This is a genomic window from Streptomyces dengpaensis, from assembly GCF_002946835.1.
Lineage (GTDB): Bacteria > Actinomycetota > Actinomycetes > Streptomycetales > Streptomycetaceae > Streptomyces > Streptomyces dengpaensis.
In genome coordinates this window covers 3,434,965-3,457,084 of sequence record NZ_CP026652.1, presented here as the reverse complement: position 1 = coordinate 3,457,084, position 22,120 = coordinate 3,434,965, and the positions used below count along the sequence as shown (strand labels likewise).

15 protein-coding genes and 1 riboswitch are annotated in these 22,120 nt (G+C 71.4%); of the genes, 7 read left to right on the top strand and 8 right to left on the bottom strand.

From position 1 onward, the window contains the following. The first annotated feature begins 4 nt into the window (after positions 1-4). Positions 5-793 (top strand): M48 family metallopeptidase, encoded by a 789-nt coding sequence (locus tag C4B68_RS15670; protein WP_240634366.1) that lies wholly within the window; start codon positions 5-7, stop codon positions 791-793. Positions 794-872: 79 nt separating this feature from the next. Here C4B68_RS15670 and C4B68_RS15665 read toward each other — a convergent pair whose 3' ends face one another. Next, entirely contained in the window at positions 873-1,940 is a 1,068-nt protein-coding gene (locus tag C4B68_RS15665) for a C40 family peptidase (protein ID WP_099500785.1), read from the bottom strand. A gap of 414 nt (positions 1,941-2,354) precedes the next feature. On the opposite strand from C4B68_RS15665, the gene C4B68_RS15660 reads away from it, so the two are divergent. Continuing rightward, positions 2,355-2,708 carry a hypothetical protein gene (locus C4B68_RS15660; RefSeq protein WP_099500703.1) on the top strand — a complete coding sequence of 118 codons (354 nt, stop codon included), beginning with the start codon at positions 2,355-2,357 and terminating at the stop codon, positions 2,706-2,708. Positions 2,709-2,730: 22 nt separating this feature from the next. On the opposite strand, the gene C4B68_RS15655 is transcribed toward C4B68_RS15660, so the two are convergent. From C4B68_RS15655 to C4B68_RS15645, 3 genes are all read right to left on the bottom strand, one after another. Next, positions 2,731-3,747 (bottom strand): tellurite resistance/C4-dicarboxylate transporter family protein, encoded by a 1,017-nt coding sequence (locus C4B68_RS15655; RefSeq protein WP_099500704.1) that lies wholly within the window; start codon positions 3,745-3,747, stop codon positions 2,731-2,733. A 142-nt stretch (positions 3,748-3,889) separates the two neighbouring features. Next, positions 3,890-5,131 (bottom strand): C40 family peptidase, encoded by a 1,242-nt coding sequence (locus C4B68_RS15650; protein ID WP_099500705.1) that lies wholly within the window; start codon positions 5,129-5,131, stop codon positions 3,890-3,892. A gap of 7 nt (positions 5,132-5,138) precedes the next feature. Further along, positions 5,139-5,311, bottom strand: a riboswitch (cyclic di-AMP (ydaO/yuaA leader). 264 nt (positions 5,312-5,575) lie between these two features. Further along, entirely contained in the window at positions 5,576-6,580 is a 1,005-nt protein-coding gene (locus tag C4B68_RS15645; RefSeq protein ID WP_240634365.1) for an SMP-30/gluconolactonase/LRE family protein, read from the bottom strand. Positions 6,581-7,053: 473 nt separating this feature from the next. Between C4B68_RS15645 and pcrA the strand changes: the two genes are divergently transcribed. Continuing rightward, complete coding sequence (gene pcrA, locus C4B68_RS15640; protein WP_099500706.1) at positions 7,054-9,543, top strand: DNA helicase PcrA; 2,490 nt, start codon at positions 7,054-7,056, stop codon at positions 9,541-9,543. A 77-nt stretch (positions 9,544-9,620) separates the two neighbouring features. Here pcrA and C4B68_RS15635 read toward each other — a convergent pair whose 3' ends face one another. After that, positions 9,621-11,249: a M23 family metallopeptidase gene (locus C4B68_RS15635; protein WP_240634364.1), complete on the bottom strand. Its 1,629-nt coding sequence runs from the start codon at positions 11,247-11,249 to the stop codon at positions 9,621-9,623. A 233-nt stretch (positions 11,250-11,482) separates the two neighbouring features. After that, the gene (locus C4B68_RS15630; RefSeq protein WP_099500708.1) at positions 11,483-12,349 is read right to left on the bottom strand and encodes a lipase family alpha/beta hydrolase; all 867 of its coding nucleotides are present in this window, start codon (positions 12,347-12,349) and stop codon (positions 11,483-11,485) included. 773 nt (positions 12,350-13,122) lie between these two features. Here C4B68_RS15630 and C4B68_RS15625 point away from each other — a divergent pair. Beyond that, entirely contained in the window at positions 13,123-13,539 is a 417-nt protein-coding gene (locus tag C4B68_RS15625) for a coenzyme B12-dependent isobutyryl CoA mutase small subunit (protein WP_030571505.1), read from the top strand. 118 nt (positions 13,540-13,657) lie between these two features. On the opposite strand, the gene C4B68_RS15620 is transcribed toward C4B68_RS15625, so the two are convergent. Beyond that, complete coding sequence (locus tag C4B68_RS15620) at positions 13,658-15,280, bottom strand: DUF5691 domain-containing protein (RefSeq protein ID WP_099500709.1); 1,623 nt, start codon at positions 15,278-15,280, stop codon at positions 13,658-13,660. Positions 15,281-15,434: 154 nt separating this feature from the next. Continuing rightward, a complete protein-coding gene (locus C4B68_RS15615; protein ID WP_099500710.1) occupies positions 15,435-16,799 on the bottom strand; it encodes an SWIM zinc finger family protein in 1,365 nt (454 codons plus the stop codon). A 133-nt stretch (positions 16,800-16,932) separates the two neighbouring features. Between C4B68_RS15615 and C4B68_RS15610 the strand changes: the two genes are divergently transcribed. From C4B68_RS15610 to C4B68_RS15600, 3 genes are all read left to right on the top strand, one after another. Beyond that, a complete protein-coding gene (locus tag C4B68_RS15610) occupies positions 16,933-18,135 on the top strand; it encodes an ATP-binding protein (RefSeq protein ID WP_099500711.1) in 1,203 nt (400 codons plus the stop codon). A gap of 35 nt (positions 18,136-18,170) precedes the next feature. Continuing rightward, a complete protein-coding gene (locus C4B68_RS15605; protein ID WP_099500712.1) occupies positions 18,171-20,597 on the top strand; it encodes a DUF5682 family protein in 2,427 nt (808 codons plus the stop codon). 149 nt (positions 20,598-20,746) lie between these two features. Then, positions 20,747-22,012, top strand: coding sequence for a VWA domain-containing protein (locus C4B68_RS15600; protein ID WP_373682199.1), 1,266 nt, complete (start codon positions 20,747-20,749; stop codon positions 22,010-22,012). Positions 22,013-22,120 lie beyond the last annotated feature (108 nt).

Sequence of the window (22,120 nt, the reverse complement as noted above, 5' to 3'; positions counted from 1 at the left end):
GGGCGTGCCAGCCTCTGTCCTGCCGTCCGACAACACTGACCGTCCTCCGCTCGTCGACGGTCAGGCGCTCATGGTGGACGGCAGAGAACTCCTGGTGGCGGTGAGTGCCCGGCGCAAGCGGCTAGGTCTCACGGTCGAGCGGGACGGCACGCTTACCTTGCGCGCGCCTGTGAGCTGTGAGGCGGCGAGGGCCGAGACCTTCGTACGGCAGAGCCGGGCTTGGATCGAGTCCAAGCTCCGGCTGCGTGACCGGCACCGTCCAGCTCATCCGGTACGCGAGTTCAGAGACGGCGAGAGCTTTCGTTATCTGGGGCGTGAGTACCGGCTGCTCCTTGTGGATGTGGGCGGGACTCCGGTGCGGCTCGTGGCGGGGCGGCTGAGGATGGACAAGGCAGTCGCCGCGGAGCCGCGCCGGGCGCGGCGAGAGCTGATCGCCTGGTACAGGAATGCCGGCCTGCGGTGGTCGAACGGTCGCCTTCAGCCATGGGCCGCCCGGATGGAAGTCACCGAACCCGCCGTGACGGTTCGGGATGTCGGGAATCGATGGGGAACCTACCGGCCGGGAGAGGGGGAAGCCGGGCAGATGGCACTCCACTGGGCTGTCTTCCAGCTGCCTGCCCACCTTGTCGACTACGTGATCGCTCACGAGCTGGCACACATCAGAGTTTCCGGACACGGGCCGGACTACTGGACTCTCCTCAAACGTGCCATCCCCGAGTGCGAGGCGCGGAAAGAGGAACTCGACGACCTGGGCCGACGACTGTGGCTGGGGCAGGCTGCTGAACAGGGCTGACCAGCGATCGGCGCTGCGCGACGTCCGCTGACACGGGGGACGCTGGCACGGGGGACGCTGGCACAGGGGGAGTACGAATTCACGCCACCCGAGTAGCCCCCGCGAACGGCATCTGGTCGATCGGTGCCACCCGTACCGGCGCCGATCGGTTCGGGGCGTGGATCATCTGGCCGTTGCCCACATAGATGCCCACATGGCTGATGCCCGAGTAGAAGAACACCAGGTCGCCGGGGAGGAGTTCGGAGCGGGAGACGCGGCGTCCGGCGTTGATCTGGGCGTAGGTCGTACGCGGCAGGGAGATGCCCGCGGAGCGGTACGCGGCCTGGGAGAGGCCCGAGCAGTCGAAGGCGTCGGGACCGGTGGCGCCCCAGACGTAGGGGCTGCCGAGCTTGTCGTAGGCGTAGGAGACGGCCGTCGCCGCACGGGAGTTGGGGGCCGCGACGGCGCCCGGCGACACCGGGCCCAGGTCCCGCGCCGAGGAGCGTGAGGCGCGCTGTCCGAGACCGGCGCCGTCCGCCTCCCCGAGCTGCGCGCGCTGGCCGGCGCTGAGCTGTGTGAGCAGCCGCTGTGCCGCGTCGAGCTTGCCGCTGATCGTCTTCTTGTGCCGCTTCAGCTCGGCCTGGCGTGACGTGAGCGAGGCCAGTTCGATGCGCGCGGCGCCGCGTAACCGCTCGATCTCCCGCAGCTGTTTGCGTACGCGGGACACGGCCGCCGTCTGCCGGATGCCCGCCCGTTCGGCGAACGCGGCTCCGTCCAGGTACCGGTCGGGATCGTCGGAGAGCGCGAGCTGCAGCGCGGGGTCGAGGCCGCCGCTGCGGTACTGGGCCGCGGCTATCGAACCCAGCGCCTCCCGCGCCGAGTTGAGCCGGTCCTCCTTGCGCGCCGCCTCGTCCCGCAGTGCGTTCAGCCGCTCCCGCGTCTTGTCGGCCTTCTCCTTGGCGCCGTTGTACTTCTCGGTGGCGACCTCCGCCTCCTCGTACAACTTGTCGACCTTGGCCTTCACCTGCGCCGGAGACAGCCCCGGATCGGCGTGCCCGGTCCCGTCGAGGCCGGTCGCCGTCGCCGCGCCCGTGAGGGCGATCGTGGCGGCTGTGCGGGCCGTGTTTCCGCCGAGTGAGCGCTGTCTGGGCTTGCGGTGCGCTGTCACGAGGGCCCACATCCTTCCGTACGACCACGAAGGGAGCGCGGTCTGGCGGTGACGGCGTCCGGCGGCGGCCCACACAGGGGGAGCGGGCCGCCGCCGGACCTTCTCGGCGGTGGTGGCCGACGGCCGCCCCTGGCCCGGGCGGCGGTGGGGAGCCGGTCACCTGGTGGAGGACGCTAAACCTGGGAGTACGGGGTTGGTAACGCCATGTACGGAACTGGCGCCACTGGACCGCCCAGTGACCGTATGTGACCGTGATCCCCGCCTGGTGTCGCCGACTTCACGCAGCGCGATGACCGATGCGGCGGATCCGGGACAACCGGGCTTGCCCCGGTGCTATGGGTTACAAGGGGTGGGCCGGTGACAAGCGGGAGCCGGGCGTCAAGGGATTCGGGCGTCCGATTAGGCTCCGGCCACATGGACGTACTCATCCACCTCTTCGTCGGCCTGCACATCATCGGCATCGCCTCGCTGCTCGGCGGCTTCCTCACCCAGATGAAGGCGATGGGGCAGGGCACCGCCCGCTTCGTCCCCGCGATGCTGCACGGCGCGCTGACCATGCTGGTCACCGGTGTCGTACTGGTCGGTCTCAACCAGGCCGACGACGACCCGGTCAACAACATCAAGATCGGCGTGAAGCTGGCCCTGCTGATCGTGATCCTGGGGCTCGTCTATGTGAAGCGGGACGACGAGAAGGTGGACAAGGGCCTCTTCGGGCTCGTCGGTCTGCTGACCACCGCGAACATCTTCGTCGCGGTGCTCTGGACCTGACCGAGCGTCTTCATCGTGGTGCTCAGGGCCTGACCGTGCCGGTCGTACCCGTCGCGCCGGTCGTACCGGAAGCGCCGGTCGTACCGGTCGCCTGGATCGAGCGGACGGCCCCCGCCGCGGCGGCCAGCCACGCCGCCACCGCGACCCACAGCAGCACCTGCCCCGGCCCCTTGAGCCAGGAGATGCCGAGGGCGGTCGCGACCGCCAGGGTCGCCACCGCCGTGATCCCCATCGGGAAGACGGTGGCCCAGCGCCGTACGTCGTAGCGCGGGCGCGGCCACACTACTTCCGCGACGAGGAGGACGACGTAGCAGACGAGGTAGAGCACGAGCAGTGCGACGGTCACGGTGCGCAGGACGCCCTGGTCGTCGTCGTTCCACAGGTACGGGTTCACGTGGTGCGCGTCGATGAGCCTGGCCCCGGCCAGCGCCGAGACGGCCAGTGCGCCGCCCGCGATCCACTGGTCCCCGGCGCCTCGCACCACCTCCCGCAGATCGAAGTGCGCGAGCGCCACCCCGTACATCACGAGCCCCAGCCAGAACAGCACCAGCGCGGCATGCGCGAGCCACTCCGCGCCCACGGCCATGGCGAGCGTGGCGCCCAGCACCGAGAGGCCCTGCGGGGCCACACAGAGGAGGAACACGCCTCCCGCCATACGACGCTCCCGGTGCTGCCGTGCGAGGACGACGAGCAGCACCGGCCAGAGCACGGCCGACAGTGCCATCAGGGCCTCGGCCACCTCATGCCACCCCAGTGCGGACACGCGCGTCCCGAGCACGGTGGTCGCCGCGACGGCGGTGAGCCCGGGCGGCGTGCCCGCCTCCCTCAGCCACCGCTGCGGATCCCGCACCAGCCGTACGGCGAAGTCCGCGGCGAGCGCGAGCCACGCGACGGCGGCCAGGGCGAGCGCGATACGGGACAGGGTCTCGTAGCCCGTCTGGTGCAGCCCGACCGAGATGACGCCGGTGGCCATGACGGCGGCACCGGAGGCGGGCGGCCGCTGCGCCCACCAGGCGCGTAGCTGGGAGATGGCTGGCATGCGCCTGATGCTAGGGATCTCCGGCCGAGTTGCCCGCGGGGCACGCGCGTGTGGGGTACGAAAACGAGGGGCACGCGCGCGTGGAGCTCGAAAAGCATCCACGCGCGCGTGCCCCGCACAGAGCGCTGCCCGCAGAGGCGCGTTACGCCGGACGCACCACACTGTGGATCGCCGACGTGCCGTCGTAGTAGATCGACTCCTCGCGCACGTACGTCCCCGGCTTCGGCGCGTGGATCATCATGCCGTTGCCGATGTAGACGCCGACGTGGGTGACGTCGTCGTAGAAGAACACCAGGTCACCGGGCTGGGCGTTGGCGAGCGAGACGGTGGTTCCGGCGTTCACCTGGTCGTAGGTGACGCGCGGGAGCGTGACATCGGCGGCCTTCCAGGCGGCCTGCGTGAGGCCGGAGCAGTCGTACGAGTCCGGGCCGGTCGCGCCCCAGACGTACGGCTTGCCGATCTGCGCGCGGGAGAACGCGACAGCCTTGGCCGCCTGCGTCGCGTATGAGGAGTCCGCGTCGGCCGAGCCCGACGACGTGCCGGTCGAGCCCGACGACGTGCCGGTCGAGCCCGACGACGAGTCGGTCGAGCCCGACGACGAGTCGGCCGTGGACGACGACTCCTGCTGGGCAGCCTCCTCAGCGGCCGCCCTCTCCGCGGCCGCGGCCTCCGCCGCGGCCTGCTGCTTGGCCAGCTCCGCCGCCTTGCGCTCGGCCTCTTCCTGCTTCTTCTTCTCGATCGCCGCGAGCCGCGCCTTCTCCTCGGCGGTCAGCTGCGAGAGCAGCGCGCGGGCCTCGGAGAGCTTCCTCTGGACTTCGGCCTTGGACGTCTTGAGCGTGTTCTGCGTGGTGGTCAGCGTCTGCAGGCTCTTGGCGGCCTCCTCGCGCTTCTTCGCGGTGGCGGTCTGCTCGGTGATGTAGTCGTCGACGGCCGCCTTCTGGCGGGTGGTCAGACGGCCCATCAGCTGGGTCTGGTCGAAGTAGTCCTGCGGGTCGTCGGCGAGCAGCAGGGTCGCGGTGCCGGGGGCGGCGGCCCCGGTGCGGTACTGCGCCGCGGCGAACGAACCCAGCTCTTCGCGCGCGGTGTTGAGCTTCTCGGTGCGCTGGGCGACGTCCTCACGGAGGGTGTCGACGCGCTCGCGCTGCTTGGAGGCCTTCTCCTTGGCCGCGTTGTACTTCTCGGTGGCCGTCTCGGCCTGGTGGTAGAGGTCGTCGACCTTCTTCTCGACCTCTTCGAGGCTCGGCTTGGGTTCGGCCGAGGGCGTGGCGTTCGCCGTCTGCGAGAGCAGCGCGACGGAGGTGAGGGCCGCCGTCGCGAGAGCGGCGGGGGTCCGTATGCCCGCTATGCGCGTGCCTATGGGGCGTGGTGTGCGATGCGACGCCAAGGGAGGCATCTCCTTCCGTCGTCCGCCTACCGAGTTAGCTGTCGGGTTCGGGCGGGTGGCTCCGGAAGGATTGCCCTACGGTCCTTGCCCGGCAGGGCAGTTGGACCGATTCACCCCAAGGTCGGTGGGTCCCCGGTTCCGGCTGCCGCGAGGGCGCACCGAATTCGGCGGAGGCCGCACGGCCCGGCGACGTTCGCCGGTGGGGGTCGAGCGGCCTGCCCGGCACGCTAGCCAAGTCGTGTGGCCCCTGTGAAGGTTGATGTGCGATATGCCCGATACATTTTCGTGACCTTGACCATGTGGCTCGCCTCGCGCGGACCATTCGGGGTGATCTGTGGTGAGATGCTCGGATTGCGCTGCGGGTGGCAGAAGCGAGGCCGTGCGCCGCGACGCGCGGACACGGCGATGAATACACCTCAGGTTGCCTCGGGAGCCTGAGGAGCCTCAGGGGATCGCGAGGACGACGACGTCGTCGGCATGGAGGCTGCCCGCCACCACCGTGCCGTCGTACTCGGCGACGCTGGTCACGAACCCGTACGAGCCGTCGTCGGCGCGCAGGTCGTGGACGAGCCGGCCGTCGAGGTCGTAGGCCATGACCCAGGCGAGTGGCTCCGGCTTGGGGCGCACGGCCTCGGGAAGGTTCCACAGCAGGATCCGGGGGAGCCCGGGCAGGGGCAGCAACTTGTCCAGCAGGGCGTTGCGGGGAGCCGCCAGCGAGACCCACACGAGCCCGTCGCTGCCGAGGCTCATGTTGTCGGGCAGGCCGGCGAGGTTCTCGGCGAACGGCTCGAGGGTCCCGGCCTCGGGGCCGGTGAGCCAGTAGCGGCTCACCCGGTACCCGGCGGTCTCGGCGACGAGCAGGTGCGAGGCGTCCGGGGCGAGCACGAGGCCGTTGGCGAACTTGAGGTCGTCCAGGAGGACGGTGACCGTGCCGTCGACGTCGCGCCGCAGAAGCATCCCGGTGCAGGAGTGCTCGATGATGTCGCCGAGGTAGTGGTCCACGTCCCAGCGTCTGCTGGACACGGTGAACCAGATCGTCCCGTCCGGGGCTTCGACCGCGTTGCTGGCGAAAGTGAGGGGCCTGCCCGCGACGGTGTCGACGAGGACGCGGACCGACCCGTCGGCGGACATGCGCAGCAGCCCCCGGTCGTGATCGCAGACCAGCACGCTGCCGTCGGCTGAGGGTTCGAGTCCCAGGGGGCGTCCGCCGGTGTTGCCCACGACGGTCCGGGTGCCGGTGGCCGGGTCGATGCGGACGACGCTGCCGTCGGCGAGCCCGGTGAGCAGGCCGCCGCGCCGGTCGAATACCACGTCCTCGGGGCCGTGACCGCCGGTCGCGAGGCGGCGGCCGACGACGAAGCGGCCGGTGGCGGGTGTGTGGCCCCGGTCGGCCGGGGCCGGCGGCGGGGTCCAGCGGCGGGGTGAGATCAGGCGGCGGTTGAGGGTCACAGCAGGCTCCCTGCCTGGGCGTCGGCGACGTCGGGGGTCATGCGTGCGGTGGTGGAGATGCATGCGGCGGTGGCGCGGCTCCGGCGGGACGACGGAGGTCTCGGTGTCGCCGCGCAGGGCGTCCACGCGCGCGCGGCGAGGCCGGAGAAGCGGGACTGCTTGTTCGTCGTTTGTGATGCTTCTTGATCCTGCACGGCAAGCTATTGATCCACCAGGACCTGGGGTGAATCTTGAGCCGGGCAAGGCCCCAGGCCGGGCCTGGCACCCCAGGCCGGGCCAGGCGCCCAGGCGCCCCTGGCTGGGCCACGCGCCCCTGGCTGGGGCCACGCGCCCAGGCCGTGGACTGGCGGGTCAGGCGACCTGGGAGCGGAGCGGTCATCGCGGCACGAGATGTCCGGGCCGCGTCACGAGATCCGGTCGAGTTTTCAGGGTGGCGGCGGGCTGTCAGTGGGGCGGCCTAGACTCGGAGAGCGATGAGCAGCCTCTTTGATGACAGCTTCCTGGCGGACCTCAAGCCCTCGCGGGGGCATGAGGAGGAGCCCCCGCCGCCGCCCGAGGACGATCACGTACCGGAGTCGATTCCGGACGATCTGTTCGGCGGGAAGTTCGACGTGCCGCCGGACCGATGGGGGTCCCCCCGCTCGAGCGGAGCCGAGAGTGGGGGAGGGTACTACCGCGACGGCGCCCACCGGCCCGCCGTGGACCCGGCGGCGCTCCTGGACGGGCTGAACGAGAACCAGCGCGCGGCCGTGGTGCACTCCGGCTCCCCGCTGCTCATCGTGGCCGGCGCGGGCTCCGGCAAGACGCGCGTGCTCACGCACCGGATCGCGTATCTGCTGGCCGAGCGGCATGTCCACCCGGGTCAGATCCTCGCGATCACCTTCACCAACAAGGCCGCGGGCGAGATGAAGGAGCGCGTCGAGCACCTTGTGGGCCCGCGCGCCAACGCGATGTGGGTGATGACCTTCCACAGCGCGTGCGTCCGGATCCTGCGCCGCGAGAGCAAGAAGCTCGGCTTCACGTCCTCCTTCTCGATCTACGACGCCGCCGACTCCAAGCGGCTCATGGCGCTCGTATGCCGTGATCTGGATCTGGACCCCAAGCGCTTCCCGCCCAAGTCCTTCAGCGCCAAGATCTCCAATCTGAAGAACGAGCTGATCGACGAGGAGGACTTCGCGAACCAGGCCGCCGACGGTTTCGAGAAGACCCTCGCCCAGGCCTACGCGCTGTACCAGTCCCGCCTGCGCGAGGCCAACGCGCTCGACTTCGACGACCTGATCATGACGACGGTCAACCTGCTCCGCGCCTTCCCGGACGTCGCCGAGCACTACCGCCGCCGTTTCCGCCACGTCATGGTCGACGAGTACCAGGACACGAACCACGCGCAGTACGCGCTGGTCAGGGAGCTGGTGGGGCCCGCCGACAGCGATCCCGGCGAGCTCTGCGTCGTGGGTGACGCCGACCAGTCGATCTACGCCTTCCGCGGCGCCACCATCCGTAACATCCTCCAGTTCGAGGAGGACTACACGGACGCGACGACGATCCTGCTCGAGCAGAACTACCGCTCCACGCAGACGATCCTGTCCGCGGCCAACGCCGTCATCGAGCGCAACGAATCCCGCCGCCCCAAGAACCTGTGGACCAACGCGGGCGCGGGTTCGAACATCACGGGCTATGTCGCCGACACCGAGCACGACGAAGCGCAGTTCGTCGCCGACGAGATAGACCGTCTCACCGACGCGGGCGAGGCCAGGGCGGGCGACGTCGCCGTCTTCTACCGTACGAACGCGCAGTCCCGTGTCTTCGAAGAGGTCTTCATCCGCGTCGGCCTGCCCTACAAGGTCGTCGGCGGCGTGCGCTTCTACGAGCGCAAGGAGGTCCGGGACGTCCTGGCGTACCTCAGGGTGCTGTCCAACCCCGAGGACTCGGTCCCGCTGCGCCGGATTCTGAACGTGCCCAAGCGCGGCATCGGCGAGCGCGCGGAAGCGATGATCGACGCGCTGTCGCAGCGCGAGAAGATCAGCTTCCCGCAAGCCCTGCGCCGCGTCGACGAGGCGTACGGGATGGCGGCGCGCTCGACGAACGCGGTCAAGCGGTTCAACACGCTGATGGAGGACCTGCGGACGATCGTGGATTCGGGCGCGGGCCCGGCCACCGTCCTGGAGGCCGTCCTCGAACGCACCGGCTACCTCGCCGAGTTGCAGGCCTCGACCGACCCGCAGGACGAGACCCGTATCGAGAACCTCCAGGAACTCGCCGCCGTGGCCCTGGAGTTCGAGCAGGAGTCCGGTGAGGGCGAGGCCGCGGGATCGCTCTCCGACTTCCTGGAGCGGGTCGCGCTGGTCGCCGACTCCGACCAGATCCCGGACGAGGAGGACGGCAACGGCGTCATCACCCTGATGACCCTGCACACCGCCAAGGGCCTCGAATTCCCGGTGGTCTTCCTGACCGGCATGGAGGACGGCGTCTTCCCGCACATGCGCGCGCTGGGACAGGTGAAGGAGCTGGAGGAGGAGCGGCGCCTGGCGTACGTGGGCATCACGCGCGCGCGGGAGCGGCTGTATCTGACCCGGTCCTCCATGCGCAGCGCGTGGGGGCAGCCGTCGTACAACCCGCCGTCGCGGTTCCTGGAGGAGATCCCGGAGACCCACATGGACTGGAAGCGCACGGGTGCGACGGCTCCCATGCCGTCCGGTCCGGCCTCGGGTGTCGCGGCGTCTCTGTCGTCCTCGCGCGCGCGGTCGGCCGCCTCGGGTGCCTCCGGGTTCGCGACGCGCCGCGGTGTCTCCGAGAAGCCGGTGGTCTCGCTGGCCGTCGGCGACCGGGTCACGCACGACCAGTTCGGCCTCGGCACCGTCGTCGGCGTGAAGGGGACGGGTGCGAACGCGGAGGCGACGGTCGACTTCGGAGAGGCGAAGCCGAAGCGGCTGCTGCTGCGGTACGCGCCGGTGGAGAAGCTGTAGGGCAGTCTGCAGGGCAGTGAGGGCCGGCCCGACGGTGGCTGGCCCAGCGGTTCTGCGTGCTCAGGCCCGACGGTTGTTTACGTCGGGTCCAGGCCGTGGCTGCGCAGCCACGACAGCGGGTCGATCGCCGAGCCACCGGCCGGGCGGACCTCGAAGTGCAGGTGCGGCCCGGTGGAGTTGCCGGAATTTCCGGAGAGCGCGATCGCGTCACCGGCCTTCACGGTCGTCCCCGACGGGACCTGGTAGCTGGCGAGGTGGCAGTACCACGTCTCCGTGCCGTCCATCGCGGTCACGATCGCCATGTTGCCGTAGGCGGGGTTCCACTGCGTCCGCACGGTGCCGTCGGTCGCGGACATCACCGTCGTGCCGTACGAGACCGGGAAGTCGATGCCCGTGTGGGCGGACATCCAGTTGATGCCGGCCTGGCCGTAGTAGGCGCTGAGCCCGTGCGGTCCGACCGGCAGGGCGAACTTCGGGCGCAGCCGCTCCTTGCGGGCCGCTTCCTCCGCCGCCTTCTTCTGCTCGGCTGCCTGCTGGGCCTTGAGGTCGATGCGCTCCTGCGTCCGGCTCGCCCGGTCGGCGAAGTCGTCGGCGCCCGCGGAGAGACTCTCGAGCTGGGTGTCCAGCTTGTTGTTGGCGGCGGACGGTTTGACCGGCGCCGCGTCGGGCGCGCTGGCCGTCGTGTCCTTGTCGTCGTCCCCGCTGCCGCTGCCCACGGAGGCGGCGGCGATCCCCGCGACCCCCATCACACACGCCGAGGGCACGGCGACGGTCAGCAGAGCGGAACGTTTCGCGGGGCTGCGGCGACGCGAGCGGGAAGCGGACCGCGATGCGGCGCGGGGGGCCGGGACGACCTCTTCCATGTCGTCGAGGAGGAGGGGTTCGTGCGCGTCGTCCGGGTGGTTCGCGTTGTCCGGGGCGTCGGCGTCGGCGTATTCCGCTGTGTGTGCCGTGTCCGCTGTATGCGTTGTGTCCGTCGTGTCCGTCGTGTCCTCGAACTCGCCGTCTCTGGTGGCGGGTTGCTCGTACGGAAACTGCTCGAAGGTGGCGGTCGCCTGCCGGTCGAAGGGCTCGGGCTGGTGCTCGTAGGCCTCGGCCGGCGGGTGCTGTTGTTCGTACGCCCCGGTCTGCTGGTGCTCGTAGGTCTCGTACGGATCATGGCCGCCGGCGGAGTTCCACTGCGTGGCGTCGTACGCGCCCGTGTCCTGGGCCGGCACGTTCCACTGCTGGCTCTGGTCGAGCGGCTGCTCGGGCTGGAGCCAGGCGGTCGCGTCCCACTGGCCGGACGCCTCGGGGCCCGGATGCTGCGCGGGGATGTCGGCGAGCTGCTGGTAGCCGGCCGCCCACGTGGTCGTCTCGTAGCTGCCGGTGTCGTACGCGGCCTGGTGCTGCGCGGCGTAGGGGTCGTAGTTCAGCGTCTGGTGGCTGCCGGTGCTCCACTGTGTGGCGTCGTACGGCCCCGTGCCGTCGCCGGGCATGTTGCCGAAGAGGGGGTCGGTCTCGAAGCTCGTGGTGGCGTAGGTGCCGGTGGCCATGTCCGCGCTCGCGCTCGCGCCCGTGTCAAAACCGCTGGCGGCGTAGCCGTCGTACGTGGTGAAGTCGCCGTACGAGGCTTCCTGACCGCCGTACGACGCGTAGAGCGCCGTGGCGGCATCGGAAGCCGAAGCCGGGGGAGTTGCGGTCCCCGGCGGGTGACGGTCGTTCACCAACTTCTCTTTCGCCTCGACAACAGGGGCTGGCAGAGCAGTGCGGTGACTGTACCCGGCGGTACGCGGGCGCGACAATCTTCGGCAGGTTTCCCCCGCGCAGGAAACGGGCATTCGGCCGTGTTTCGGGGGAGTGCGGGCAAGGCTTTGGCCTTGTGTTCGATGAATGTTCGAAGTACAGGGCGTAACAGGCGTCTGTATGACCGCTGTTACGCCACTGTCAGGCCGCCGGTCTACGCCACTGTCAGGCCGCCGGTCTGGGTGGGGGCGGGGACTCCCGTCTCATCGATGTCGAGCGCCTGCCGTATCCCGGCCGCGACGGCGGGGTGCACGGGCAGGGCGAGATGGCCGACGCCGCTGACGCGTACGTTCTGGGCGAGCAGGTCCGGGTGGTCGATGCAGGCCGTCTCCAGCGGGTCCATCAGATGGTCGAGATCGCTCCAGAAGCTCACGAAGTGCGTACGGCAGCCCGGTGCGGGCTTGCGCAGTTCCTCGATCACCTCGGAGCCGGGGCGCATCTGGCGGACGATGGGGTGCGCGTTCATCAGCGGGGCGACGCTGGTGCCCGAGTGGGGCGTGCCGAGCGTGACGAGGGTGCGTACGTGCATGTCGCCGCCGAGGCACTGCGCGTAATAGCGGGCGATCAGTCCGCCGAGGCTGTGCCCGACGATGTCCACCCGGTCGTGGCCCGTGCGCTCGCAGATCTCCTCTATGTGCCGGCCGAGCAGCTCCGCCGCGGTGCGGATGTCGCACGTCAGCGGTGAGTAGTTGAGCGACTCGACGTGCTGCCTGCCGTGCTGGGCGAGGTTGCGGCGCAGCAGGACGAAGACCGAGCGGTTGTCGATGAAGCCGTGCAGCAGGACGACCGGGGGCTTGGCCTCGATGGGCAGCCGGGTGGTGTCGGACGAGGGGAGTGCGGGGGTGGAGCGGCGCTCCGGGGCGATGCCGGAGGGGTAGAGGAGGAGGTGCCCGGCGAGGATCGCGATCTCCAGGGCCGTCGCCTTGAGGAGGGCCACCGAGAGCCCTACCAGTCTGCTCGGAATCGGAAACAGGCGCTGACAGAGGGGGAGAAAGGGCAACGCTGCCCTGGTGACCTTCATGGCCGACCTCCAGTCGGCACGCGGAGGACCGCTCTGTCCCCCGTGTGCCCTCGTGGAAAACCGCGGTGGCGGTGACGGCCGTGACCGACGGTGCGTGTGCGGCGCGTGGTGCGCCGATGACGCTACGGAGTGCCCTGTCGAGGGGGGCGGCTCGATGCGGCTCCCAGGCCGGCGGCCCGGTGGGGTGTTCGGTGTCTGTCCTGAGCCTGGTCGTCCCGTCGTCCCGTCGTGCTCGTTCTCGCGCGGCTCCCCGCTGTCGTGCCATCGCCGATGTGCCTCACCACCACGGCGTCCCGCTGACGGTGCGGTGGTGCGGCCACCTGATCGCGGCTCTCCTTGCGCAGGCTCCGGCCGTGGCCCGTGTGCCGCAGGTCCCTTCGGCGCGGGTGCCGCAGGGCCATGCAGCGCGTGTGCCGCGGGACGCGGAGCGATGCGCTGCGAACTTGTCCCAGTGTGTGATTTCCCCCTCGGTCTCCTCCGCGAAACTGCCGGTTGCGGGATGCTGGCGATAACGTTCGTTCACTTCCCCGGCCGTGCGGCGCGGGGCGCCTGTGTCGAGAGATGCATCCGGCGCGGTGGGCGGCGGAATGTGCGATACGTGGTGAATAGTCGGTAGTAGCCGGTAAGTGGCTATTGGTTGACGGTCAGTAACTACAAGCGCTACTGGCTGTAGCGCTAGTGCTAGTAGCTGATGGCTGATGGCTAGTGGTCATGTGTCGGGTCATGTGTCGGTAGTCGGTACAGGTTGAGGTAGTCGGTTCATGGAGGCAGTGATGGGTGTGGCAGCCGGTCCGATCCGCGTGGTGGTGGCCAAGCCGGGGCTCGACGGCCACGATCGTGGGGCCAAGGTGATCGCGCGGGCGCTGCGTGACGCCGGAATGGAGGTCATCTACACCGGTCTCCATCAGACCCCCGAGCAGATCGTCGACACCGCGATCCAGGAGGACGCCGACGCGATCGGCCTCTCCATCCTCTCGGGCGCCCACAACACGCTCTTCGCGGCCGTCATCGACCTCCTCAAGGAGCGCGACGCGGAGGACATCAAGGTCTTCGGCGGCGGCATCATCCCCGAGGCGGACATCGCTCCCCTCAAGGAGAAGGGCGTCGCGGAAATCTTCACCCCGGGGGCGACGACGGCGTCGATCGTGGACTGGGTACGGGCGAACGTTCGGCAGCCGGCTGGGGCGTGACAAGGGCTGATCGAGCCCGCCCGGCGTTCGAGGACGAGCGCGAAGCGCGATGAACGGGGGTCCGGGGACGGAGCCCCAGATGACGGGAATTGGGTAGGGGCGGCGGGGGCGAAAAGCCTCACGGCGCCCCCAGCTCCGACGCCATCGCGGCACGCAGGCGCAACGTGGTGACGAGGCGCTGGAACGCCTCGGCCCAGTAGCCGCCGGCCCCCGGTGCCGCGTTCTCCGACTCGTCGGGCACCGAGGTGAGCCCGTCGAGCCGCACAGCCTCCGCCGGATCCAGGCACCGCTCGGCCAGGCCCATCACCCCACTGAAGCTCCACGGGTAACTCCCCGCGTCCCGCGCGATATTGAGCGCGTCCACCACCGCCCGCCCCAAAGGCCCCGCCCAGGGAACCGCACACACGCCGAGCAGCTGAAACGCCTCGGACAATCCGTGCGTACCGATGAACCCCGCCACCCACTCGGCCCGCTCACCTGCCCCCAGCGTGGCGAGCAGCTTGGACCGCTCGGCCAGCGACACCGCCCCCGGACCCGCGGCCTCCGGCGCGGAGGGTGACCCGAGGAGCGCCCTGGACCAGCCGGGATCACGCTGCCGCACCGCCGCCCGGCACCACGCGGCATGCAGCTCCGCCTGCCAGTCGTCCGCCACGGGCAACGCCACGATCTCCTCCGGCGTACGCCCCCCGAACCGCTCCGGCCATGCCCCGAGTGGCGCCGCCTCGACCAACTGGCCCAGCCACCACGACCGTTCGCCCCGCCCTGTCGGGGCCTTCGGCACCACGCCGTCGCGCTCCATGCCCGCGTCGCATTCATGCGGCGCCTCGACCACGATCGTGGGCGTGCCCCGCGTACGGTCGACGGACACGTACGAGCCCGCCCGTGCCGCCATCCGGGCGGCGAGCGCGGAACCGGGCAACGCGGAGAGCAACTCCGCCGCGGTCGCGCGTACGTTACGGCTCCGGTCGGTCAGCGCCCGCTCCAGGAACGGCTCGTCCGCCGCGCACAGCCCAGACCGCAGCGAGTCGAGGAACATCAGCCGGTCCTCGGCCCGCTCCGTCGCCCAGGTCGTGGCGAGCAACTCGCGCGCGGTGGCGGGCTCCTTGGCCCGTATCGCCGACAGCAGTGCGACCCGCTCGGCGAACAACCCCTCCTGCCACAGCTGTTGAACGCGCTCGGTCTCCTCCGGACCCGGCAGCGCGGCGCCGCCGCCCGGTGAGGAGCGCAGCGCGAACCGCCACTCCTGGTTGAGCCGCGCCAGCCACAGTGCCCGCGGCCCCGCGAAGGCCAGGGCCGCGGGCCGTAGATCCGTACGTCCCCGGGCCGCGTCGAGGAGGGCGGGCAGGGCTTCTGGGGGTGCCGCGAAGCCGCGCGCGTTGGCCAGCGTGAGCCACTGGGGCAGCAGTTCCATGAGGTCCGGCGCCGTGCCCCTGCGGCCGCCGCTTCCCGCGCCGGGCCGGTCCGCCAGCAGCATCGCCAGCCTGCGCGCGGCGGCGGGCGGCAGGGGCGGCCGGGGATCCCGCGGCGCGGGCTCCGGCCGTGCCGCAGCCCGCGCCGGCCGCACTCCGGCCCGCCGCCGCAGTGTCTCCACGGCGGCCGCGTCCAACAACGCCACCGGAGCCTCCCGCCCCGGCGCCCACCCCGGAGGCGTACGCCGCTCGGTCCCGAGCAGTGCCACGGTGACGAGCTCCTCCCAGGAGCCGCCAGCGGGCGCGCCCGCGGAAGCCGAGGTCGTGTTCATGAGCGTCCTTTCCGTACGGAGGTGGTCAGAGCGGTCGGAGGAACATGCGAGGTCGGATGAGTGACAGTGGCCCGATGAGTGAGAGTGGCCGGAGGAATCGGCCATCGCAGGACGCGGAGCCGTCGCCGTGGTCGGAGCGGCCACGGCGGGGCGGTCAGGAGGTCGAGCACATCGCTACCGCCTCCCCCGCCCCCTCCGCCCAAGCCGTCAGCGGAGTGAAGCCCCGATGGCCGCACTCGCCGAAGACCGTGACGGGAGCGCCGCCGGAGAGGGCGACGAGGCGCCACAGCTCGGGGCGGGACTGGGCGGAGGGGGTCAGGGGAAGAGCCGAGTCGCCCTCGGCGTCGGCGAGTTGCCAGGCATCGCCGTCCGGGGTGGGGACGACCCGGTCAAGGGTCACGGGGTAGGAGTCCAGCCAGGGGTCGGCCCGCAGGGCTTCGCCGTAGCGGACGGCGGCCTCGAGCGTGGTCAGCCCCGGTGGTCGTATCGGCGCGGGGGCGGGGGGCGTGAACTGCTCGCCCAGCGCGGCCCGTAGCTGACCGGCGCCCGGGTACGAGGACACCTCCGCCTCGAAGGCCAGCCCCACGGGCAGCGCCAGCCCCGGTGCGCGGCCGGCCGCCCCGTAGGAGAGGAGCAGCACCGTACGGCCGGATTCCGCGCCGTACAGCCAGATCCTGCGTGTCGTGAGACGGGTGTCCGCCGTGTCGTACTGGGCGAGGACCAGCCAGCGGTCCCGTATCGGCGGGCCGTCCGCCGAGCCGGACAGTCCGACCCGTGAACGGACCGTCGCGGCAAGGCCGTCCGGCAGCCGCTCGCGCCGCAGCCAGCCCTGGTCGAGGAGATGGAGCAGCGCGCACTCCTCCAGCAGGCGCACCGGCCAGCCCGGACCGGACGACGGGATCGCCCCCAACTCCCGCACTCGCGTGGCCAGGCCGGGTGCCTGGGCGTCGACCATCCGGGCCGCTGTCTCCTCCCACAGCCCGTACCCCGCCTGCTCGGCCGTGGCGAGGCCGCCGCGGAGCAGATCCGCCAGCCGCTGCTCCAACTCGGCCGCCCCCGCGGTGATCCGCTCGGCACGCCGCTCAGCCCGGCGCCGCGCTGCCTCCGGATCACCCGACGGCGACGCTCCAGATGCCCCGCCCGCCGTCCTCTTCTGTCCGGCGCGCTGTCTTCTCCCCTCTATCCACTGCTCGGCCCAGTCCGGCGCCGGCCCCCGCGCCACCGTGCCGTCCGCGCCCGCCCAGAGCAGCAGCAGCCCCAGCGCGTGCTTGCACGGGAACTTTCGACTCGGACAACTGCATTTGTAGGCGGGCCCGGTGGAGTCCGCGATGTCGATGACCGTCTGATACGGCTTGCTGCCACTTCCCCTGCACAGTCCCCATACCGTCCCCTCGTCAGAACTGCCTGCCTCCGACCACGGCCCCGCCGCGCCGAGCTTGCTGCCCGCCTTGCGTGACGCGGTGTCAGGCGCCAGTGCCAGCACCTGATCCGCCGTCCAGCGCACCGCCTGCTGAGTCATGCCATCGAAAGTAGATCCCACCACTGACAATCGGCCATCGCGAGCACATTTGCGCAGGTCAGAGCGCATTGTCAGTGGTGTGGTGCACGGTGGAACCAGATCCGAACCGGCCGAGCTGGAGGGGGACCGAGCCATGTCCGTGTCCGTTGAACCGACGTCCGTCGACGCGCCCGCAGGAGAGAGCGCGGGGGCACCTGCGGGAGAGCGCGCCGGGGCATCCGCGGGCGCGCGTGCGGGCGTGCCCGCGGAAGGAGCGGGCGAGGCACTGCGGCCACACGCCGAAGACGCCTTCGCTGCCGAACTCGCCGCGCTCGCCGCGCAGGACGACCGGCCTCGCCCGGCCCGCTGGCGGCTGTCGCCGTGGGCCGTCGCGACGTATCTGCTGGGTGGCACCCTGCCGGACGGCACTGTCATCACGCCCAAGTACGTGGGACCGCGCCGCATCGTCGAGGTCGCCGTCACCACGCTCGCCACCGACCGGGCGCTGCTCCTGCTCGGCGTGCCCGGCACCGCGAAGACCTGGGTGTCCGAGCACCTGGCCGCGGCCGTCAGCGGCGACTCGACCCTGCTCGTGCAGGGCACGGCCGGGACGCCGGAGGAGGCGATCCGCTACGGCTGGAACTACGCGCAGCTGCTAGCGCACGGCCCCAGCCGGGACGCGATCGTGCCCAGCCCCGTCATGCGGGCCATGGCCGAGGGCATGACGGCCCGCGTCGAGGAGCTGACCCGCATCCCGGCCGACGTGCAGGACGCGCTGATCACGATCCTGTCCGAAAAGACCCTGCCGATACCGGAGTTGGGGCAGGAGGTGCAGGCCGTCCGCGGCTTCAACCTGATCGCCACGGCCAACGACCGCGACCGCGGGGTCAACGATCTGTCGAGCGCCCTGCGCCGCCGCTTCAACACGGTGGTGCTGCCGCTGCCGGAGAGCGCGGACGCCGAGGTCGACATCGTCTCGCGCCGCGTCGACCAGATCGGCCGCTCCCTCGACCTGCCCGCCGTGCCGGACGGCATCGACGAGATCCACCGCGTCGTCACGGTCTTCCGCGAGCTGCGCGACGGGATCACGGCCGACGGGCGTACGAAGCTGAAGTCGCCCAGCGGCACGCTCTCCACCGCCGAGGCGATCTCCGTCGTCACCAACGGCCTCGCGCTGGCCGCCCACTTCGGCGACGGCGTCCTGCGGGCGAGCGATGTCGCCGCCGGCATCCTCGGCGCCGTCGTCCGCGACCCGGCGGCCGACCGCGTCATCTGGCAGGAGTACCTGGAAGCGGTCGTCCGCGAGCGGGACGGCTGGAAGGACTTCTACCGGGCCTGCCGGGAGGTGAGCGCATGAGCGGAGCCCAGACGGGGGCGGAGGAAGGGGAAAGCATGTCCGGTGTACCGGAGGGCGAGGTGCTCGTGCGGGGCAGCGGACCGCTGCTGCTCGGCGTACGGCATCACGGGCCGGGGTCCGCGCGGGCCGTGCGGGCCGCGTTGCGGGCGGCGGCTCCCCGGGTCGTGCTGATCGAGGGGCCCCCGGAGGCGGACGCCCTCATCCCGCTCGCCGCCGACAAGGAGATGCGGCCCCCGGTCGCGCTCCTCGCCCATGTCGTGGACGAGCCCGGCCGCTCGGCCTTCTGGCCGCTGGCCGAGTTCTCACCCGAATGGGTGGCGATCCGGTGGGCCCTGGACCACGGAGTCCCGGCCCGCTTCATCGACCTTCCCGCGACCCACACCCTGGCGTGGGGGAGGGAGGAGTCCCTCTCGGGGGACCCGTGGGAGGACCGGCCCTCCGACCGCTCGGAGGAAGGGGCGGAGGACCTTTCGGGAGACAGCGAGTCACCTTCGCACGCCGTGCGGATCGACCCCCTCGGCGTGCTCGCCGAGACGGCCGGTTACGACGACCCCGAGCGCTGGTGGGAGGACGTGGTCGAGCACCGGGGCGGGGCGGGGGTCGGGGCCGATCCGTTCGCGCCGTTCGCCGTGCTGGAGGAGGCGATGGGGGCGCTGCGGGAGGCGTTCGGGGCCTGGGGACACGACCGCGACCTGGTGCGGGAAGCGTATATGCGGCTCCAGGTGCGGGCGGCGCAGCGGGAGTTCGGGGACGACGTGGCCGTGGTGTGCGGGGCCTGGCACGTGCCCGCGCTGCGGCAGAAGAGCACGGTCGGTGCCGACCGGGCGCTGCTCAAGGGGCTGCCCAAGGCGAAGGCCGACCTGACGTGGGTCCCGTGGACGCACCGCCGACTGGCGCGGGTCAGTGGGTACGGCGCGGGCATCGACTCGCCGGGTTGGTACGGGCATCTGTTCGGCGCCCCCGACCGCCCGATCGAGCGGTGGATGACCAAGGTGGCCCGCCTGCTGCGCGACGAGGACCGGAGCGTTTCGTCGGCCCACGTCATCGAGGCGGTGCGACTGGCCGACACGCTCGCCGCGATGCGCGGCCGCCCGCTGCCGGGACTGACCGAGACCACCGACGCCGTACGGGCCGTGATGTGCGAGGGCTCGGACGTGCCGCTGTCGCTCGTGCGGGACCAGCTCGTGGTCGGGGACGTGCTGGGGGAGGTACCGGAGTCCGCCCCCGCGGTGCCCTTGCAGCGCGATCTCGCACGGCTCCAGCGGCGGCTGCGGCTCAAACCGGAGGCGTTGGAGCGGGAGTTGGAGCTCGACCTGCGCAAGGAGACCGACGCCGAGCGCAGCAGGCTGCTGCACCGGCTGCGGCTCCTCAGCGTGGAGTGGGGCGAGCCCACCGCCTCGCGCGGCAGCACGGGCACCTTCCGGGAGACCTGGTGGCTGCGCTGGGAGCCGGAGCTGTCGGTGCGGGTCGCCGAGGCCGGCGTATGGGGCACGACGGTCCTGGCCGCGGCGACGGCCAAGGCCGAGGCGGACGCCGTCGCCGCACCCTCGCTGGCGGATGTCACGGCACTCGCTGAGCGCTGCCTCCTGGCCGAACTCCCGGACGCGCTGCCCGTGGTGATGCGGGTCCTCGCCGACCGGGCCGCCCTCGACGCGGACGTCGGTCACCTCGCCCAGGCTCTGCCCGCCCTGGTCCGCTCCCTGCGCTACGGCGATGTGCGCGGCACGGACACCCACGCCCTCACCGATGTCGCGGCCGGTCTCGCCGAGCGCGTCTTCGTCGGCCTCCCACCGGCCTGCGCGGCCCTCGACGCCGAGGCCGCCGAGGACATGCGACGCCATGTGGACGCGGTGCACGGCGCGGTGGGGTTGCTGGGGGAGACGGGCACGGTGTCGCCTGACGGCCCACCGCCCTCGGCGGGCATACGCGGTCGCTGGCACTCCGCGCTCCGGGTGCTGGCCGGGCGGGACACCGTCCCCGGGGTGATCCGCGGGCGGGCGGTGCGACTGCTGCTCGATGAGGGCGAGTTGGCGCAGGACGAGGCCGCGCGACTCATGGGGCTCGTGCTGTCGCCGGGGACGGCACCCGGGGACGCGGCCGCGTGGATCGAGGGCTTCGTCGGGGGCGGCTCCGGCGGAGGGATGCTGCTCGTGCACGACGAGCGGCTGCTCGGGATGGTGGACGCGTGGCTGGCGGGCGTGCCGGCGGAGGCGTTCACCGATGTACTGCCGTTGCTGCGGCGGACGTTCTCGGCATACGAGGCCGGGGTGCGCAGGACGTTGGGCGAGCTGGTCCGGCGTGGGCCGGGAGCGCGGGGGAGCCGGGCGGTTGCCACCTCCGGGATGCCCGGGTTCGCGCCCGACCTCGACCTCGAGCGCGCGGATGCCGTACTGCCGGTGCTGAGCCTGCTGCTGGGGCTGGACGAGTCCGACGACGACAACCTTGTGGAGGCGGCCCGATGACCGTACCGGCGAATGCGACCCCCGAGGGCGCCATGACGGCGGCGACCGGCGCAGGCGCGACAGGGAGTGGGGCCGGCGTAACCGATGCGACCGATGCGGCCGGGGCGGTCGACGGGACCGGCACAGCCGGAACGGGAGCGGCAGGCGCGATGAGAACAGCCGTAAGGGCTGGCAGGACAGGCAGGACAGGCACGGCTGGCGCGACGGAAACGGCCGGAGCAACCGGCACGACGGGCGTGGTCGAAGCAACTGCCACGACGGGCGCCGTCGACGCGGGCAACGAGCGGCTTCGCCGCTGGCGGCTTGTGCTCGGTGGGGACGAGGCGGACGGGACCGGATGTGAGCTCGCCGGGCAGGACGCCGCGATGGACGGGGCGCTCACCGCGCTGTACGGGAAGGGGAGCAAGGCGCAGTCGGGGCGGGACCGTTCGGCGGGGCTCGGGGCGTCGGCGCCGTCGGTCGCGCGCTGGCTGGGGGACATCCGGACGTACTTCCCGTCGTCCGTCGTCCAGGTCATGCAGCGCGACGCCATCGACCGGCTCGGGCTGTCCACCCTCCTGCTGGAGCCCGAGATGCTGGAAGCCGTGGAGGCGGACGTGCACCTGGTGGGCACCCTCCTCTCCCTCAACAAGGCCATGCCGGAGACGACCAAGGAGACCGCGCGAGCCGTCGTGCGCAAGGTGGTCGAGGATCTGGAGAAGCGGCTCGCCACCCGCACGCGGGCCACGCTCACCGGAGCCCTCGACCGCAGTGCCCGTGTCAGCAGGCCCCGCCACCACGACATCGACTGGAACCGCACGATCGCGGCGAACCTGAAGCACTACCTGCCCGAGTACCGCACGATCGTGCCCGAGCGGCTGATCGGCTACGGCCGCGCCTCGCAGTCCGTGAAGAAGGAGGTCATCCTCTGCATCGACCAGTCGGGGTCGATGGCGGCGTCCGTCGTCTACGCGTCCGTGTTCGGCGCCGTCCTCGCGTCGATGCGGTCCATCTCCACCCGGCTCGTCGTCTTCGACACGGCCGTGGTCGACCTCACCGACCAGCTCGACGATCCGGTCGACGTCCTCTTCGGCACCCAGCTCGGCGGCGGCACCGACATCAACAGAGCGCTCGCGTACTGCCAGTCGCAGATCACCCGGCCCGCCGACACGGTGGTCGTGCTCATCAGCGACCTCTATGAAGGGGGGATACGCAACGAGATGCTGAAGCGGGTGGCGGCGATGAAGGCGTCGGGGGTGCAGTTCGTGACGCTGCTCGCGCTGTCCGACGAGGGGGCGCCCGCCTACGACCGTGAGCACGCGGCGGCGCTCGCGGCCCTGGACGCGCCGGCATTCGCCTGCACGCCCGATCTGTTTCCCGAGGTGATGGCGGCGGCGATCGAGAAACGTCCACTGCCGATCCCGGACACCAGGTGAGCAGGAAGGAGAATCCGGACATGAATACCCATCGGTAACAGGGGACTTGCGCAACCTCGGGAGTCTCGTGCGAGGATCGAGGCGGCCTCAGAGCCTTCAGAGCCCTCA